Here is a 19,092-nt window from a genome sequence, read left to right as displayed (position 1 = left end):
GAGCCAATTACGACTTCACTAATTTATCTTTCTTTTTAACATTTACAGTTCCTTTAATCGCTGTTTTCGGTTGCAAGTCGTCAAGAACATTTAACGCTTCTTCTACATAAACATCTTTGGAAAGGCTTTCGTGCCAACGATCTCTTTTTTCCTTTAGCAGATTATCATTCTTGATCATTTCATTTTCGTAAGGCAATGAAGTGAATTTCAAGCTGTTTTTATAATCTGTGATGGCTTTGTATTTTTTAGCTTTTTCTTCAAGAGAGGCTTGTTCTTGCTTGAATTTATCAATATTTAAACTGAAATTTTTCTCTTCTTGTCTTTCTTTGATCCATCTTGCGTTTTCTTCAATCAACTTGAATTGGTCGCTTTGTTCCATTCTTCTCTTACTGTTTTCTACAGCTAGATCAAAATTGCTTTGTTTGTTCCAAACTTTATAGTCAGCCGCATCGATTTTATCCCAAGGCATCGCATTGTCAATATCGCGTTCGCCCATTTTGATATATGAATAACGGTCTGGCAAAGCAACATCACTTGAAACACCATTCAATTGGGTGGAACCTCCGTTGATTCTATAGAATTTTTGTGTTGTAGTTTTTAAAGCTCCTAAGTCGCCCATAGAATTGCTTCGCACAAACTGATTCAAATCGATAACATTCTGTACCGTTCCTTTACCATAGGTCTGCGTGCTTCCTATAATTACGCCTCTTTTGTAATCTTGGATTGCTGCTGCTAATATTTCTGAAGCCGAAGCCGAGAAGCTATTTACCATCACTACCAATGGACCATCCCATTGAATTTTAGGATCTTTATCGTATAGGATTTCTTTTTTCTTGCCTGCAGATTTGATTTGCACAATCGGTCCTTGATCGATAAACAATCCTGCAATATCAACAACTGTTTTTAAAGAACCTCCACCATTATCGCGGACATCCATCACAATTCCTTGTACTCCAGCTTGTTTTAGTCTTTCGACTTCAAGGGCAATATCTTTTCCTGCATCGCGGCTATCTTCGTTTTCAAAATCGATATAGAATTTTGGCAGATAGATAATTCCGTATTTCTTTCCGTCTTTTTCTACAACGCTTGATTTTGCATACGTTTCTTCAATCTCAACTTCATCTCTAATGATAGAAATCACTTTGATCGTTCCGTCTGTTTTCTTTATCGTAAGCCTAACTTCAGTCCCTTTTGGTCCTTTGATTTTTTTAACGACATCGTCAATTCTCATTCCTACCACATCTACAGGCTCTTTGTCGCCTTGTCCCACTTTCAAGACTACGTCTCCAGGCTCTAGTTGTTTTCCTCTCCAAGCCGGTCCGCCAGAAATCAATTCTGTAATTTCAGTAAAATCATTTTTCTTTTGAAGACGCGCTCCAATACCTTCTAATTTTCCGCTCATGCTAACGTCAAAACGCTCTTTGTCGTCTGGGGCGAAATAGGAAGTATGTGGGTCAAATCGTGTAGCAATCGAATTGATATAAACCGAAAACCAATCGTCTCTATCCAAGTCTTTGATGAATCCAAAATATTCATCTAATGATTTCAGCTGGCTTTCTCTGGTTTCTTTTTCAAGAACATCAAAAGGTTTTTTCTCGATTTCCTTCTTCTCTTCTTTTTGTTTTTTCTCTTTATCCGCTTTTTCTTTTTCTGTCAAATCTGAAAATTCGTCAGTGTCAGAAGCTTTTTTACCTTCTTGAATTTCTAGCTTATTTGTAAGAGAAGACAAAGTAGAAAGCTTGATCTGCTTGTACCATCTTTCTCTCAACTCACTAGAATTCTTTGCATAAGAATGTTCTTCGTAATCGGTATTGAAAGTCTCATCCTTTTTATAATCAAAAGGTTTTGATAAAATATCTTTATAATATTTTTTGCTTTCGTCGATTCTTTGAAGCAGACGATTATACGTCAAGTCAAAAAACGACAAATCTCGGCCTAAAATCTGGTCGTCAAGTTTTGTCTCATATTTTGAGAACTCGTCAATATCCGACTGAAGGAAAAATCTTTTTGAAGGATCAATTGCTTCCAAATAATCTTTGTAAACTCCTTTTGAAAAAGTATCATCAATTTTTGCCGGATCATAATGGCCACGCTCAATAACAAATGTCAAAAGCTCCAGAAGCAGCTTGTCTTTTTCAGGGTCATTTTTTACTTCTCTTGGAACGAAACTCCATAAGGCTGCAGAAAGTGCAACTACAACCAATAATATCTTATAATTTCTTTTCATAAACTCCATTATAGCATTCATCAAATTTTGTTCTAAATTACTGAAAAAATTATGCCACGATTTTTTAAACCGCATAATTTTTTGTTAAAGATGATTTGGATGGGTCAAAAGTCTAAATCATTGCAGAAGGGCTATTTCTACAAGTTTCAAAGTTATATAATTTTGTAACATTGAGAAACTTTAAAAAAGGTTATTTTTGTAATCGACGAAGGTCATTTTCATGTCCGAATTTTACATCATAAAAAACAACAAAGTCTTTATTTTCAAGACAAACAATCAGGCAAAAACTTTAAAATGGGAAAGAAACCTTTAATTTTAGTTACCAATGACGATGGAATTTCTGCTCCAGGAATCCGTACCTTGATCAGCGTAATGAAAGAAATTGGCGAAGTGGTTGTGGTTGCTCCTGATAGCCCGCAATCTGCTACAGGCCATGCCATCACAATCAACAATACTTTATATCTCAATAAGATAACAGTCGGAAATGATGTCGATATTGAATATTCGTGTTCCGGAACTCCAGTAGACTGCGTAAAGTTTGCCGTAAATGAAGTCTTGAAAAGAAAGCCAGACCTTTGCGTTTCGGGTATCAACCACGGCTCTAATTCTTCTATCAACGTAATTTATTCTGGAACCATGAGCGCCGCTGTTGAAGCTGGAATTGAAGGAATCCCTGCTATTGGTTTTTCGCTACTTGATTATGACTGGAATGCTGATTTTGAGCCTACCAAAAAGTTCATCAAGAAGATTGCCTTAGAAGTTTTAGAAAACGGTCTTCCAGAAGGTGTCATCCTAAATGTAAATTTCCCAAAATTGCAGGAAAAAGAAATAAAAGGAATAAAAGTCTGCAGACAAGCAAAAGCGATGTGGGCGGAAAAATTCGACAAAAGAACTTCTCCGATGGGACGTGATTACTACTGGCTAACTGGAAAATTTATCAATCAAGACAATGGCGAAGATACCGACGAATGGGCCTTAAAACACGGCTATATTTCTTTAGTACCTGTACAATTTGACCTGACAGCCCACCATGCCATACAGACATTAAACACATGGAAATTAAACGACAAAAATTGATTCAGTTCAGTTTTAAATTGTTCAAGATATGAAATACTACATTATTGCAGGAGAAGCATCGGGCGACCTTCACGGTTCTAATTTGATGAAAGCCATTTTTAAAAAAGACCCACAAGCTGAAATTCGTTTTTGGGGAGGCGATCTCATGCAGCAAGCGGGCGGAACCTTAGTAAAACACTATCGTGATTTGGCCTTTATGGGATTTGCAGAAGTTGTCATGAATCTAAAAACGATTCTGAACAACATAAAACGATGCAAAGCCGACATTTCCGAATTTAAGCCCGACGCTATCATTTTTATTGATTACCCCGGATTCAATATGCGAATTGCCAAATGGGCAAAAGAAATCGGAATCCCGACTCACTATTATATCTCTCCTCAAATCTGGGCCTGGAAAGAAAATCGTATCAAAGCAATAAAGCGAGATGTTGATTTCATGTATGTCATTCTTCCTTTTGAAAAAGATTTTTACGAGAAGAAACATAATTTCCCTGTAGCATTTGTCGGCCATCCCTTGATTGATGCCATACACAACAGAAAACATGTGGATGAAGAATCATTCAGAAAAGAGTTTAGCCTAGATGAAAAACCGATAATTGCACTTTTGCCGGGCAGCCGAAAACAAGAAATTGCTAAAATGCTATCGGAAATGCTTGCTGTAGCTAAAGATTTTCCAGCATATCAGTTTGTAATTGCGGGTGCTCCAAGCCAAGAATATTCTTTTTATGAGCAATTTTTGAAGAACAAGAACGTACATTTTATTTCGAACAGGACTTACGATCTGCTGAGCATTTCTTCTGCAGCTCTTGTGACTTCTGGAACTGCTACTTTAGAAACAGCTTTGTTTAAAGTTCCTGAAGTAGTTTGTTATAAAGGAAATTGGATTTCTTACCAGATAGCCAAACGAATCATCACATTAAAATACATATCGCTTGTCAATTTGATAATGGACAAAGAAGTTGTTACCGAATTAATTCAGAACGACTGCAATCCAAAAAGGATTAAAAAGGAACTGCATAAAATCTTAGAAACCAGCCAAAGAGAGAAGCTTCTCCAAGACTATGAAATTTTAGAAAAAAAGCTGGGAGGCATTGGAGCCAGCGAGAAAACAGCTCAATTGATTGTTGATAAGCTTAAAAAATAACACTTACTTAACACACGAAAATAATAAGCTAAAAATCAGATTATTGAAACTTAATTTTGAGTCATAAATCCTTTCAACAAAATAGTTACTAACAATTTCTTGATAAGATTTTTGCCCATTTAAGAGAATTTACATTATATTTGGAATCTGTTATATAATAATCATGTCATCTGTTCGTTTATATTTAAAACTATAGCATTTGAAAAACAAGTAATTCTACGGAATTTTATTAATAAATCTAAAGCAAATACGCCCCTAAGTCTTTGTTTTTGCTGAAAAATAAAAAATAAAATATGTCTGCAAAAAAAATCTTATTTCTGTTCTTACCGCTGCTTTTATTAGTATCGACATTAGGCCACTCACAAATTATTACCACTAAAAAGGAAGCTCTTAAAAAAGGAGTTTACGAAAAGCCTGCAGAAAAGAAAAACACTATCGTTGCCGAAAAACCAGCACCGGTAATTGCCGAAAAGGCAAAAGTTTCAAAAAACACAAAACCTCTTAAAAATAAAAAATCTGTAATTGTTGAACAAGAAGATCCGGATCTTGTTGTTTCGACACCTACTGAAAGTTATATCTCCTTACAATTAATTAACAATGCCATGAATTTCCTAGGCGTGAGATATCGCGGAGGCGGTACTACAACTGCTGGAATGGATTGTTCAGGAATGGTTACTGCCGTTTTTAATCTTTTTGACATAAAACTACCTAGAAGCTCACATGACATGGCTTTGGTTGGTGAAAAAGTTGATACCAACGACATCAAAAAGGGTGATCTAATTTTCTTCCGAACTAATGGAAGAAGAGTAATCAATCATGTTGGAGTTGTCATTGAAAAAATAGGCGATGAGATAAAGTTCATCCATTCTTCTACCAGCAAAGGCGTTGTTGTTTCTTCAACAAATGAGCCGTACTACAAAAGAACATTTGCTCAGGTTAACAGAATTATCCAACAATAATTACATTTTTTGTTAATTTTTCGTATTTTCGTTTTTATGAAAATACTGAAATTCCCGTTAGCTAGAATTGCCATTTGGTTTATTCTAGGAGTACTCGCCGCATTTTATATTGAACCAAGCCCAAAATTTTCTTTACTATTTTGTGGCACTTCCTTGATTATTTTTGGAATAGCCTATTATTTCTCCAAGAAAGATTTCCTGCAAAAAATCTATTTTGGAATAGCGGCTTATGTGGTATTTTTCAGCATAGGCATCTCAACACAAGCTATTCACAACGAACGATTTTCCAAAAATCACTATAGCCACAAAATTGACGAGTACAACCATCATGTAGAAGTTGTCCTTCATGAGAAATTAAGAAGCAATGCTTCTAATAAACGTTATGTTGCTATGGTTTGTTCTATAGATACTTCTAATGCCAAAGGAAAAATCTTGTTGAGTATAAGTAAAAAAGGGCTAAAACAAGATTTTACTATTGGTTCCAGACTTTATGTGTACGGCACGATATCGGAACCCCGAGCGCCAAGCAATCCCAACCAATTTGATTATAGGAAATATCTAGCCAACAAATCAATTTATGGGCAGCTATATGCGAATGTTTCAGAGATCAAAGTAAGCCAAAAGATTGATAAAAACATTTGGTATTACGCCTCTGAATTTCGAAACACTATCATCAAAAACCTTAAAAGTTCTGGATTTAAAAATGAAGAACTCAATGTTGTCATAGCCTTGATCTTAGGACAGCAACAGGACATTTCTCCTGAATTGCTGAAAGATTACCAGCTTGCAGGTGCTGTGCACATTTTATCCGTTTCCGGACTCCATGTAGGCTGCATCATGATTTTCATCGGATTTCTTTTGGGCGGATTGCCAAAAAACAGATGGGGTAATTTTATAAAAATTGCAATACTTCTATCCTTTTTGTGGGCTTTCGCGATAATCGCTGGGTTTTCTCCTTCTGTTACGCGTTCCGTAGTAATGTTCAGTTTTGTCGCTGTCGGAAAATATGCTCGTAGAAAAACAAACATCTTCCATACACTAATTGTGTCGATGCTGTTTATTCTGCTCTTTGAGCCTTCCTTTATTTTCGACATTGGCTTCCAGCTTAGCTATTGCGCCTTATTTTTTATCGTATGGATGCAGCCTTTGTTCGCTTCTGTGTGGCAACCTAAAACTTGGATCTTAAAATATTTCTGGGACATCCTGACGGTTTCATTCGCCGCGCAGATCGGAACTTTCCCATTAAGTACTTATTATTTCCATCAATTTCCGGGATTGTTCTTTATAACGAATTTATTGGTGCTTCCGTTGCTCGGCTTTATTCTGGCTTTGGGCGTTTTTGTACTAGTATGGGCCTTTTTTGATATTGTTCCGACTTTTCTTGCTAAGAGTTTAGAATGGAGCATCTCACTACTAAACAAAATCATCAATTGGGTAGCCTCTTTTGAATCTTTTATATTCCAAGATATTTCTTTTAGCTGGCAAATGTTAGTGGCTTGTTATGTGCTTATATTGGCCTTTGTGCTTTGGGTAAAACAACCTAATTTTCAGAGATTATCTTTTGCTCTAAGCAGTTTAATTTTATTACAGCTGGCTTATTTTGGAAATAAGTACTTCAACCAAAGTCAAGAAGAATTAATTGTGTTTAATTCAAAAAGGAATACAATTCTTGCAGAAAGAAATGGAGAAAATATAGTTGTTTATACGAATGGCAATTTATCTGAAGCGAATCTAAATTTTATTATCAGACCTTATCTAGTTGGGAATTTCAGTCATATCAGCAAGACAGAAAGAATACAAAATCTAGCCTATTTTAATAAAAACAGGATTTTAATTGTTGACAGTCTTGGAGTTTTTCCAAAAGGCTTAGATCCTGATATCGTAATCATGACACAGTCACCCAAAATAAACCTTGAAAGAATCCTTCAGGAATCTAGGCCAAAAATGATTATTGCAGATGCCTCAAATTACAGAACGGATACTCAGAGATGGAAAGCAACTTGTGAAAAAGAAAAAATCCCTTTTCACGCAACTGTTGAAAAGGGATTCTATAGCTTATCTAAATAGATTTAGACTTTGATTAGTGGCATTAACTGCTCAGGAGTATGATAGCCTACAATTGGGCTTTTTACCTCTCCTTTGCTGTCAAAAATATACATTGACGGATATCCTTGCACTTTCAGGAACATTGTAAAATCATGTACCGCATTACGGCCTTTACGTGCCGCATCGTATTTTGGATTTGTATATTTTTTCCCTTTGTAGGTCACTTCAGAATCGCCTTCAGCATTAAATTTCACAGCATAATAATTAGCATTGATGTATTCTGCTACTTCTTTAGACTGAAAAGTATTCTTGTCTAACATCTTACATGGTCCACACCAATCCGTGTACACGTCCATAAAAATTGGTTTTGGCTTTTTCTTTTGTGCAGCAAGGGCTTGATCTAATGTAAGCCATTTTACTTCCTGAGCTTGAACTGCAGCTATTGAGCCTACAGCTAAAAATAGTACTAAAAGTAGTTTTTTCATTTTTTTATAGTTTTGAATATTGGTTTCAAAAATAATGCCGTTTAGGCTACATTATTCTCTTTCATTACTCGATTTAACCATTTTAACATCAATAGCAATACTATTGCAGCAGCTAAAACTAAACCGAAGTTAAGGAAAAAGAAGTTTTCTTTTTGAGGTATTTTTTCCCAAAGTGATGATAGCATTCCTGAAAGTTTATTTCCAACAGAAATTGCCAAAAAGAAACCACCCATCATCAACGCTGTTATCCTTGGAGGAGAAAGTTTTGAAACAAGTGACAGTCCCATTGGAGAAAGGCATAATTCACCGATGGTAATTACACCATACGAAGCAATCAGCCACCAAGAACTTGCTTTTAAAGTCATATCGTTTGTTGCAAAAACAGCACCTACCATTACTAAAGCCGAAAGAGCTGTAATTACCAAACCGATAAAGATTTTTGTTGGCGTGCTAGGTTCTTTTTTTCTTCTTCTCATAAAACCAAATACACCTACCACCAATGGCGTCAAGACTACTACCCAGAATGGGTTAATAGATTGGTACAATTCTGTTGAATACAATTTTAAGTTTGTTCCTTTGGCTGGAACTTGATCTCCAGGCAAGGTTGCAAAATATTTTCTTGATTTTTCTAGCTGTCCGATTTCGCTTGAATAATCTGCTTTTGCTTTTAATTCTTCTTTAGAAACAGCTGGCATTGCTTCTTCTTTAGCTCTCATTTCGGAAATTGTTTTATCAAATGTAGCTTGGTCAGCCGAAACGATATCATTGTTTACAACAACTTGTGCCATTCCTAATTCATCTGCTACATTAGAAACTGCAGTCGGCATGCTTCTGTCTGTATGATCTTCTGCCCAAACGGTCAAGGCGTCTCCATTTTGGTGGAAAATTGCAAAGAACAAAATCACACAGGTAAACACAGCCAAAAGCGCTTTAATCGCTCGACTTTCTTTCGCCTCAGCTTTAAATGCCAAGTAAATGAAGAATCCGATTACAGGAAGACATCCGATAATAAAAGCATCGTTAGTATCAGAACCTAAGAAATTTCCAGGAATCAAATACCCGATTATTCCGAAAATAAACATTGGAAGAACTGTCAAACCAAGAATTTTTCCAGTTGACATATCCCCTTTTTCGACTGGCTTAATAACATCCACATGTTTTATGTGTTTTGTTCCGATTAAGAATACAACTACACCAATCAACATCCCGACTCCAGCAGCAGCAAACGCGTGCCCCCATCCGTAGTTGATTCTCATGTATGCGGCAACGAAATTACAGATAAAAGCTCCTACGTTGATTCCCATATAAAAGATGTTGTAACCTGCATCTTTTTTATCTTTCATTTCATCGCTACTGTATAAATTTCCAACCAGCGTCGAGATATTTGGCTTAAAGAAACCGTTTCCTAAGATAATACAGAATAATGCTATATAGAAAGTCATCTCGCTATGAATAGAAAGCAAGAAATAACCTGCTGCCATCATCAAACCTCCCATGACGATCGATCTTCTATAGCCTAAAACTCTATCAGCAAGCAATCCTCCTATAAAAGGAGTCAGATACACAAGACCTAGATACGTCCCGTAGATATCGGATTTTTTAGCAGGATCAAAGCCCATACCGCCATTATTCCATCCGTCGAGCATGTAAAGGGAGAATATCCCTAACATCAAATAATATCCAAATCTTTCCCACATTTCTGTTCCGAATAGGTACCAAAGGCCTTTCGGGTGTGATTGCTTTACTGTTGTTTCCATTTATTATAGTTTAGTTTAGTTATTATCGTACTCCGTGCATTAATTTTTTCAATACTGGATTTAATGCTGTGACAATCAATCCGGCTACAATAGGGACTATTGTAAAAATCAGGAAGAAGGTACTCATATCGTATTCTTTAGTAATGCCTTCAATCATTCCACCTAGCGAACCTGCCAATTTATTTCCGATTGCAATCGCAAGATACCACATCCCGAACATAAATGCAATCATTCTTCCAGGCACCAATTTGCTGACATATGACAAACCAACTGGTGATAGGCATAATTCCCCTAGTGTATGGAATAGATATGCGAATATAAGCCAAATCATGCTAACTCTTACTGCTCCAGCTTCAGCGCCAGAAGGGATAACTTTTGCTCCGTACGCCAATATGGCAAATCCTAAGCCCATAATAATCAGTCCTAGGCCGTATTTAACTGCTGCGCTTGGATTGTATTTGCTATCCCACCATTTAGAAAACATGGAAGCAAAAGCAATAATAAAGAATGAATTTAGGATACTAAACCAAGAAGTCGTGACTTCAACTTGATTCTCTTTAAGCTGGGTTATTTCGGCCTTTATAATCTGAGATTCTTTGGTTGCTTTTTTATAATCGTTTCTGATTTTTGCTTCCAAATCTTTTGTCAGGTAAACAAAATTCCCGATTTCATTATGAAGCGCTACTTTGTCATTTACTTTCAGCAAATCTCTACTAGAAATTGTGAATGTTTGATCTACAACTTCATCTGTCGGTTTCAAGACCGTAGTTTCTGTCACTGGATTAAAATCAAAAACAAAATCTCCGTTTTCATCGACATTTTGCTTTTTGGTCTTTTCATCAATCTGAGCCGTCTTAATCGCCTGGTATTTTAGTTCGTAGGCTTTTGAATTGTAATCGTTATTCAACATCCAGATGACAATTCCCCAAACGCCTAGAAAACTTATGGCTAGAATAATATTTGAAGTTGATATTCTTTTATACGTCTGCTTGAATAGCAGGAACAATACCCAAGAAATCAGAATCAATGGAATTATAGTCAGAAGTGTATTTACGATATTAAAAATAATCGCTTGATTCCCCATCAAAGTCCGGTCTGTAAAATCTCTTGCAAAAAGAACCAATGAAGTAGCTCCTTGTTCAAACGACAGCCAAAAGAAAACGGTAAAGAAAGCAAAGATAATAACCGCAATCATTCTGTCACGGACTACTCTTGTATAACGCGCAATCCTAGAAATTACCAAGAACAAGAATAATAGCAATCCAATTATTGTTATGACTAAAGAACCTGGCAAAACATCTTTTGAAATTAAAAATTCCTGAGGCAGGAGATGAATATTTGCAATTTTAGAGGCAGGATCATCAATCAGATACAACAATCCGATTATGGAGGTGATTACGATTAAGACCTTATCCAACATGGTAAAAGGATTCCTTTTGTCTTCTGGCTTTACTTCAGCTTGTGGTTTTGTAATGTCAATCTGTCCGTCAGGTGAAATCGCTTCAATAGCTTTAGATTTTTTAGGAACATCGCCAATAGTTCCGAACAAAGGTTTTGCCAACCAGAATTGCAAAGAACCCAAAAGCATAAAAATCCCAGCTAATCCAAAGCCCCAGCTCCAACCAACTTTTTCGGCAAGATAACCGCACAGCATCATTCCGAAGAAAGCTCCTGCATTTACTCCCATGTAAAAGATAGTATAAGCACCGTCTTTTTTCTCAGGCAGGTCTTTGTACATTTCAGAAATAATAGAAGTCATATTCGGCTTAAAGAAACCCGTACCGATAACCAGCAAAACTAGTCCAAAATAAAGTGAAAATTCGGTTTCAAGCGCCATAGAAGCATGGCCTAAAGTCATGATTATTGCCCCGATAACAACTGCCCAGCGATAGCCTGTGAATTTATCGGCAATGATACCACCCGCAATTGGAGTCAAGTATAAAAGTCCGGCATAGGTTCCGAATAAAGCTCCGGCATTTTCTGAAGACCATTCCCAGCCCGGATTGGTTCCGATGGCGGCCATGGTCAAAAAATTAATCAATAATACCCTCATTCCGTAGAAAGAGAATCGTTCCCACATTTCAGTAAAAAACAAAACGAATAATCCTGATGGATGGCCTAAAACTTTTGATTTGAAAAAATCGTTATTGGATGAGATTTCTGACATTCTAAATTTATTTATTCTATTTTGTTATTTGACTTCTTGCATCAATTTTTTAATCAATGGAGTTGCTACGATTAGGAACACTCCTGCAATTAGAGAATATATTGCTAAAGTATAATATCCATCTGTGTATGATTGTAATTTTGACACCAAATCATCGCCTGTATTTGATTTCGACATTGCCGCACCTAATTTTCCTGCAGCTAACTGGCCGAAAGCACTTGCCAAGAACCACAATCCCATCATCATTCCGAAAAGTCTTTTTGGCGATAGTTTAGTAATGATTGACATTCCAATCGGACCAAGGCAAAGCTCTCCGATTGTAGTGATTAAATAGGCAAAAGTGAACAAATTCAAAGAAGTTATACCTTCAGAATTCGCGAAAAATCTTGTGTAATAAAAAAGGTAGAATGACGCTGAAAGGAACAAGAAACCAATTCCAAATTTGATAATCGTATTCGGCTCAATTTTCTTTTTCGCCAGCCAAAGCCATAAAAGACCAATAATCGGGCTTAAAATAATTACAAATAAAGTATTGGAACTGTTGTTTACGATATTAGGGTCAATGTTGAAGAACAATAAACTGTGGCTCAAGTTATCTTTTGCAAAAAGAGACAGTGATCCTCCGCTTTGCTCATAAATTGCATTAAATAAGAAGTAAAAGAAAATAAACAGGAATGCTGCAAATAATTTCTTCTGTAGGCTGGCATTTTTCAGGTTAAACAGTTCATATGTAAAATACAATACCGCAATTGCGCCAATCGTATACATGAAATAATCTGTATAGTCTGTATTTTTTACCATTATAAAAATAAAGGGGATGCTAAGCAACGAGCATACATATACCGCAATCTCTCTGAATTTTCTTTTGCTTACGGATAAATTCAAGAGTGGAGAATCTCCAATAGGACCTAAGTGTTTTTTTGTAACAAGGAAAGTGATCAGCCCTAAAGCCATTACGATTGCCGCTGAAAGGAAGCACAATGTCCACGAATGGTATTTTCCTAAATAAATACACAATGCTCCACCAAAAAGTCCACCGATATTGATTCCCGCATAAAACATTCCGTAACCTGCATCTCTTCTTGGATCTTTTTCATGGTACAATTCTCCAACCATCGAGGAAATATTCGGCTTAAAGAAACCGGTACCGATTATAGAAAAGGCTATTCCATAATAAAACATAGTTTGAGGAGAAAATGCTATCAGCAAATTCCCTAAGATCATTACGATTCCGCCAAAGAAAAGCGATTTTCTAAATCCTAATATTTTGTCGGCAAAAATACCGCCGATAAAAGTAAAGGCATATACGAATGCTTGAATCGCGCCATATTGCAAATTGGCAGCATCATCTTTTAATAAAAGTTGGTCGACCATAAAAAAAGTCAAGACACCACGCATTCCATAAAAACAGAAACGTTCCCACATTTCTACTAAAAACAGATACCATAGCTGTCTTGGATATTTTCCTTCAAAGTTTTGGATATCTTCAATTGTTGGTACTTGGACTGCGGGGGTATTCGGGTCGGTCATTTCCATTTATAGGTTCTCTTTAATAAAGTTTGTCATTTTTGTATAGAGTTGCAATCTGGTTTTTCCACCATAAATTCCGTGGTTTTTGTCAGGGTAGATTGCCCAATCAAATTGTTTGTTAGCCTGTACCAATGCTTCGATCATCAGCATTGTGTTTTGCACATGTACGTTGTCATCGGCACTTCCATGTACCAAAAGATATTTCCCTTTTAGCTTGCTGACATGATTGATCGGTGAGTTTTGGTCATATCCGGAAGCATTTTCTTGTGGCGTCTGCATGTATCTTTCTGTATAAACTGAATCATAGAATCTCCAGTTTGTTACCGGCGCAACGGCGATAGCCATTTTGAAAACGTCGTTTCCTTTTAAGATGCAGTTAGAAGACATAAAACCGCCATAACTCCATCCCCAGATTCCAATTCTGCTGTTGTCAACATAATTGTATTTTCCGAGTACTTTTGCGGCATCAATTTGGTCTTCAACTTCAAATTTTCCTAACTCTTTATAAGTTACTTTTTTAAAATCAGCACCTTTGAAACCTGTACCTCTTCCGTCAACGCAAGCTACGATATAACCTTGCTGCGAAAGCATCATATACCACAAGTCGTTCGTATCGATCCAATTATTTGCTACTTCTTGCGAACCTGGACCTGAATATTGGAACATCAAAACTGGGTATTTTTTAGAGGCATCAAAATTCTTCGGCTTGATTATCCAAGCATTCAGCTTATGTCCTTTTTCTGTAGTAAGTTCAAAAAATTCTTTTGAAGGCAAATCGTAGGCTTTCAACTTTGATTGCAAGGCCTCGTTCTTTTTGATAGATTGTACTTCCTTGCCTGTTTTTGCATCATTCAAAGAATATTGCGCCGGAGTCGTGGCATTAGAGAATGTATTGATATAGAACTGAAAGTTCGGGCTGAAGGTTGCCGAATTAGTTCCGGTTGCAGAAGAAAGCCTTTTCTTGTCTTTTCCGCTTACTTTTATAGAATATACATCTCTGTTGATGGAACCGTTTTCAACTGATTGGTAGAAAATAGTTCCTGATTTTTCATCCAAACCATAATAAGCAGTAACTTCCCAGTTTCCTTTTGTGATTTGATTTTTCAGCTTTCCTGTTTTGTCGTAGTGGTAAATATGGTTGAAACCGTCTTTCTCGCTTGTCCAAATAAAACTGTTATCTTTTAGGAAAGTAAGGTTGTCCGTGATATCGACATACGCTTTGTCTTTTTCATTCAAGATAACATTTGCTACGCCTGATGTTCCATCTACAAAAAGCAGGTCTAAATTATTCTGGTGCCTGTTGATGACTTGAGCACTCAAGACATTAGCTTCATTCGTCCATTTTATTCTTGGAATGTAAAAATCAGTATAACTTCCTAAGTTGATTTGTTTTGCAGCATTGGCCTTAACATCATAAATATGCAAAGAAACCAGCGCGTTCTTTTCTCCTGCTTTTGGATATTTGAAAACCTGCTGTACTGGATAAAGACCCTGGTTAAAAAGATCCATTGAAAACTCAGGCACTTCGGTTTCATTAAATCGGATAAAAGCTATTTTGTCGCTTGAGGCATTCCAGTCAAAAGCTTTTACGAAAGAGAATTCTTCTTCATAAACCCAGTCCGTAATACCATTGATGACTGCGTTTTTCTTCCCATCAGTCGTAATCTGTTTTGAAGTCTTAGATTGAAGATTATAGACAAACAAGTTATTGTCTTTTGCGTACGCAATCTGAGTTCCGTCTGGAGAAAAAGTAGGCTCCTGAATCTTAAAATCAAACAATTTTGTCAATTGCTTGGTTTGGATATCATACAAATAATAGTCGGCCACAAAAGAATGGCGGAAAATCTGGTCTGATTCGCAAGCAATCAAAATCATATTTTCTTTTGAATTGAAAGTATAACTGTCAATCATCGGAAGATCTTTGTGATTTTTCGTATCAATTAAGGTCGAGACTTTCTTCAAAGTCGCATAGTCGTACAAGTCAATCTGCATGCTTCTTGACGGTCGATCAAAATTTAAAACAGTATATTGATTGGTGTTTTTTAAGGATTGTAATTCTTCCATTCCTTCGGCCCTAAATGCTCCTCCCCAGATTTCCTCAAGAGTTAATTTCTGCTGGCCAAAAACCGACATGCACAAGAATAATAGCAATGCGGTAATCTTTCGTGAATTCATCATATTTTGTTAAGGTAAAAAAACTGTCAATTTTAGTGAAAAATTTGCAATAAACCTTGATTTTTTGTGTTAAATGCAATTTCCGGAATTTCAATTTGCATTTATATTTGAAATGCTCCTTATTTTGAATGAAGAAAGAAATTTCTTTTCAATCGAAACAAACGCCTTTCTTGTTATTATTTTAGTGTTATATTTGAGTAAACCCAACCCAAAATGAAAAATTATCTGCTGTGCTTACTAGTTGCCTCTGTTTCAGTTACCGCGCAAAATCGTAAGGATTGTTCTAAATGTTCTTCAGAAACAATCAGCGAGAATAGCATTGAAAACTTAGATATTTATGCCTTAAAGCTTTTAAAAAATGAAATCTACGCTCGTAAAGGTTATGTTTTTTCTAATCCTGAATATGCCGCGTATTTTAAGAACAAATCTTGGTATAAACCGCTAAACAATAACGATGCTATTGAATTTTCTGACATCGAACAGAAGAATATCAGTCTGCTTGCGCAAAAGATCAGCGAGATTTCTCAATATGTCGCAAACGAGCAAAACAGCAAATACAAGACTCTTTCCGAAGAAAAAACCAAAGAACTATTTACAGTTAAAAAGAAAAAAGAACTGGGAATCAATTTCTCTATCTGGAAAGTTTACGATTATCAAGATAAAACTGGAAACTACTATTTGGTCTTGACAGAAGAAAAATTCAAAGAACCAAAAGATGGGAATTACTTCAACAATTCGATCAAGGCTTTTAATTTTAAGGTTGAAAATGATACTTGGACCAAAACATTTGAGACTAATGATTTTAAGCAACCAGAAGAGGAAAGCATCTGGTTTTGGACAAAATATATTTATGTAGAAGATTTTGACAACGACGGAATCATCGAACCCATAGTTATTTATGGCACAAACGGATATAATGGTTATGATGATGGAAGAATAAAAATACTGCTCTATTACAAAGGAAAAAAAATCGGACTCAGAATCCAAAATGGAATATTAGACGACCAACGGAATTTCAATGTTGATGCTGACTTTTACAACCTGCCTAAAAACCTTCAAGACAAAATCGTTTCGCAAATGAACTTGATGGTTGAAAACAATCATTCTATCTTGCCGTACGGCTGGCAGAAAAAGATGGCAAAAAAGATGACTTTCATTGAAGAATAGTCGAAAAATTACAAATAAAAACGCTTTTTAAATTCGTAAAAAGAATAGCCTGAAACTGTATCTTTGCAGGACTATTGTAAGACATAATTGCTAGATAATGAATAAAGCCATTTCGGGATTTTCAAAATTATCCAAAGAAGAAAAAATAAGCTGGATTGCTAAAGAATATTTTTCGAATCCAGATGAAGCCATTGCTATCTTAAAGAATTATTGGAATTCTGATGCCAAGATCCAAAAACTGCACGATGATTTTATCGAAAATACCATAACTAACTTTTACCTTCCGTTAGGAATTGCTCCCAACTTTTTAATCAACGGAAAATTCTACACGGTCCCGATGGCTATCGAAGAAAGCTCGGTAGTTGCAGCAGCAGCAAAAGCAGCAAAGTTTTGGTCTGAAAGAGGCGGCTTCAAAGCAACAGTCTTGAATACTGAAAAAATCGGCCAAGTCCATTTTATCTATACGGGAGAAACTTCAAAACTAGAACGATTCTTTGAAGAAAAGAAAAACAAGTTTTTTGAAGAAACAGAAAGCATCACCAAAAATATGCAAAAACGCGGTGGAGGAATTTTAGACATTATTCTAAAAGACAAAACCGATTTGCTTCCGAATTATTTTCAACTTCATGCCTCTTTTGAGACAAAAGATTCCATGGGTGCGAATTTTATAAATTCTTGCTTGGAACAGTTTGCAAAAACATTACAGAAAGAAGCCCAATCCTTCGAATTATTTTCTTCAGAAGAAAAAAACATTCAAGTCGTGATGAGCATTTTGTCGAATTATGTTCCTAATTGCATCGTCAGAGCTGAAGTTTCTTGTAAGGTGGAGGAATTAAATGAAAATAAAAACATTGATCCACAAAATTTTGCTGAAAAATTTGTCAGGGCGGTCCAAATTGCAGAAGTCGAGCCCTACAGAGCGGTAACCCACAACAAGGGAATCATGAACGGAATTGACGCTGTTGTTTTGGCGACCGGAAATGATTTTCGTGCTGTAGAAGCTGGAATTCATGCCTATGCTTCTAAATCTGGACGCTATCAAAGTCTTTCGCATGCTAAAATCGAAAATGGTATGTTTTATTTCTGGATGGAAATTCCATTGGCTTTAGGAACAGTTGGCGGCTTGACATCATTGCATCCTTTAGTAAAACTAGCCTTAGAGATGCTTGAGAAACCTTCTGCTCAAGAATTAATGCAGATTGTAGCTGTTGCCGGTCTGGCGCAGAACTTTGCTGCATTGCGCTCCTTGACAACGACAGGGATACAAGAAGGCCATATGAAAATGCACTTGGGGAATATCATCAACCAACTTGAAGCAACAGATGAAGAAAGAGTCTTAATCGTAGATTATTTCCAGCATAATCCAGTTTCTCATGCTGCGGTCGTAGAATATTTTAGCGATTTGAGAAAAGTTAAATCTTGATTACTTGAAAAAAACATTTTACAGCAACGGAAAACTACTTATCACAGGCGAATATGTCGTTTTAGATGGCGCAAAGGCATGGGCATTGCCGACAAAGTTCGGGCAAAATCTTATTATTGAAAGCGGCAAGAACAATCAGATTGAATGGAAAAGCTTTGACAAGGATGGAAGCATTTGGTTTGAAGATTCTATCTCTTTTGAAAGTATTCTAAAAAAAGAATCCTTTCTTTCAGACAAGATCAAAAATACATTAGTCGAAATCTTGCATGAAGCCTATCTTCTAAACCCTAAATTTATTAAAGAATCCGAAGGCTATAATATTACGACTGAACTGACTTTCCCTAAATTTTGGGGTCTCGGCACCTCCTCGACTTTAATAAACAATATAGCACAGTGGCTCAACATTGATGCTTTTGAACTGTTACGCACGAGTTTTGGAGGAAGCGGCTATGATATTGCATGCGCCCAAAAAGATGTCCCTATCTTGTATCAACTAGAAAATGGCAAGCCTACAATCCACAAGGTAGCTTTTAATCCTGAATTTACTGGCAACCTCTATTTTGTATATCTGAATAAAAAACAGAGCAGCAAGGCCGCAATCGCGTCGTATTATAGTAAGCAGAATAACATATCGGAAGTCGTCAAAAAAATCGACCTGATTACTGAAGCTGTTTTAGTCGCCGATAACCTAAAAGCTTTCGCCTACCAAATCGAAAAACATGAAATGATCATGAGCGATGTTTTGGAAATGCAAACCATACAAGAAGCTTATTTTAGCGATTTCAAAGGCGTCGTAAAAAGCCTCGGAGCATGGGGAGGCGATTTTGTCATGGCCATTTCGAAAGAAAATCCCGCGGCTTATTTCAAAGAAAAAGGATTTCCGACTCTTCTTACCTTTGATGAAATGATCTTAAAATAAAAAATCCCGACTATCT

General features: G+C 36.3%; 13 protein-coding genes. 7 read left to right on the top strand and 6 right to left on the bottom strand.

Going from position 1 to position 19,092, the window contains the following annotated elements:
- Positions 1-7: 7 nt before the first annotated feature.
- Entirely contained in the window at positions 8-2,248 is a 2,241-nt protein-coding gene (locus tag GGR22_RS09425; protein WP_121376076.1) for a carboxy terminal-processing peptidase, read from the bottom strand.
- A gap of 273 nt (positions 2,249-2,521) precedes the next feature.
- Here GGR22_RS09425 and surE point away from each other — a divergent pair, with 273 nt between their 5' ends.
- The 4 genes from surE (at position 2,522) to GGR22_RS09405 (ending at position 7,474) form a co-directional block, all read left to right on the top strand.
- The gene (gene surE / locus GGR22_RS09420; protein WP_182493413.1) at positions 2,522-3,304 is read left to right on the top strand and encodes a 5'/3'-nucleotidase SurE; all 783 of its coding nucleotides are present in this window, start codon (positions 2,522-2,524) and stop codon (positions 3,302-3,304) included.
- Between the two features lie 28 nt (positions 3,305-3,332).
- A complete protein-coding gene (gene lpxB, locus GGR22_RS09415) occupies positions 3,333-4,448 on the top strand; it encodes a lipid-A-disaccharide synthase (protein ID WP_121376074.1) in 1,116 nt (371 codons plus the stop codon).
- Between the two features lie 293 nt (positions 4,449-4,741).
- Positions 4,742-5,407 carry a C40 family peptidase gene (locus GGR22_RS09410; RefSeq protein ID WP_182493412.1) on the top strand — a complete coding sequence of 222 codons (666 nt, stop codon included), beginning with the start codon at positions 4,742-4,744 and terminating at the stop codon, positions 5,405-5,407.
- Between the two features lie 36 nt (positions 5,408-5,443).
- Positions 5,444-7,474, top strand: a complete 2,031-nt coding sequence (locus GGR22_RS09405; RefSeq protein WP_182493411.1) for a ComEC/Rec2 family competence protein — start codon at positions 5,444-5,446, stop codon at positions 7,472-7,474.
- A gap of 2 nt (positions 7,475-7,476) precedes the next feature.
- Here the strand turns inward: GGR22_RS09405 and GGR22_RS09400 are convergent, their stop codons facing one another.
- The 5 genes from GGR22_RS09400 to GGR22_RS09380 are packed head-to-tail and all read right to left on the bottom strand — an operon-like array spanning position 7,477 to position 15,567.
- Entirely contained in the window at positions 7,477-7,938 is a 462-nt protein-coding gene (locus tag GGR22_RS09400; RefSeq protein WP_121376071.1) for a thioredoxin family protein, read from the bottom strand.
- Between the two features lie 41 nt (positions 7,939-7,979).
- Complete coding sequence (locus GGR22_RS09395; protein WP_182493410.1) at positions 7,980-9,695, bottom strand: peptide MFS transporter; 1,716 nt, start codon at positions 9,693-9,695, stop codon at positions 7,980-7,982.
- A 22-nt stretch (positions 9,696-9,717) separates the two neighbouring features.
- Positions 9,718-11,862: a peptide MFS transporter gene (locus GGR22_RS09390; RefSeq protein WP_182493409.1), complete on the bottom strand. Its 2,145-nt coding sequence runs from the start codon at positions 11,860-11,862 to the stop codon at positions 9,718-9,720.
- 24 nt (positions 11,863-11,886) lie between these two features.
- Positions 11,887-13,398 carry a peptide MFS transporter gene (locus tag GGR22_RS09385; RefSeq protein WP_245982503.1) on the bottom strand — a complete coding sequence of 504 codons (1,512 nt, stop codon included), beginning with the start codon at positions 13,396-13,398 and terminating at the stop codon, positions 11,887-11,889.
- Entirely contained in the window at positions 13,399-15,567 is a 2,169-nt protein-coding gene (locus GGR22_RS09380; RefSeq protein ID WP_182493537.1) for a S9 family peptidase, read from the bottom strand.
- A gap of 213 nt (positions 15,568-15,780) precedes the next feature.
- Between GGR22_RS09380 and GGR22_RS09375 the strand changes: the two genes are divergently transcribed.
- The 3 genes from GGR22_RS09375 (at position 15,781) to GGR22_RS09365 (ending at position 19,076) form a co-directional block, all read left to right on the top strand.
- Entirely contained in the window at positions 15,781-16,734 is a 954-nt protein-coding gene (locus GGR22_RS09375; protein WP_182493408.1) for a YARHG domain-containing protein, read from the top strand.
- 97 nt (positions 16,735-16,831) lie between these two features.
- Positions 16,832-18,157 (top strand): hydroxymethylglutaryl-CoA reductase, degradative, encoded by a 1,326-nt coding sequence (locus GGR22_RS09370; RefSeq protein WP_182493407.1) that lies wholly within the window; start codon positions 16,832-16,834, stop codon positions 18,155-18,157.
- A 4-nt stretch (positions 18,158-18,161) separates the two neighbouring features.
- Positions 18,162-19,076, top strand: a complete 915-nt coding sequence (locus tag GGR22_RS09365) for a GYDIA family GHMP kinase (RefSeq protein WP_182493406.1) — start codon at positions 18,162-18,164, stop codon at positions 19,074-19,076.
- Positions 19,077-19,092 lie beyond the last annotated feature (16 nt).

Origin of the sequence: Flavobacterium gossypii, assembly GCF_014138495.1 — a bacterium.
GTDB classification, from domain to species: Bacteria; Bacteroidota; Bacteroidia; order Flavobacteriales; family Flavobacteriaceae; genus Flavobacterium; species Flavobacterium endophyticum.
Note: the sequence above shows the minus strand (reverse complement) of the source record. Positions and strands in the feature narration are given on the sequence as shown.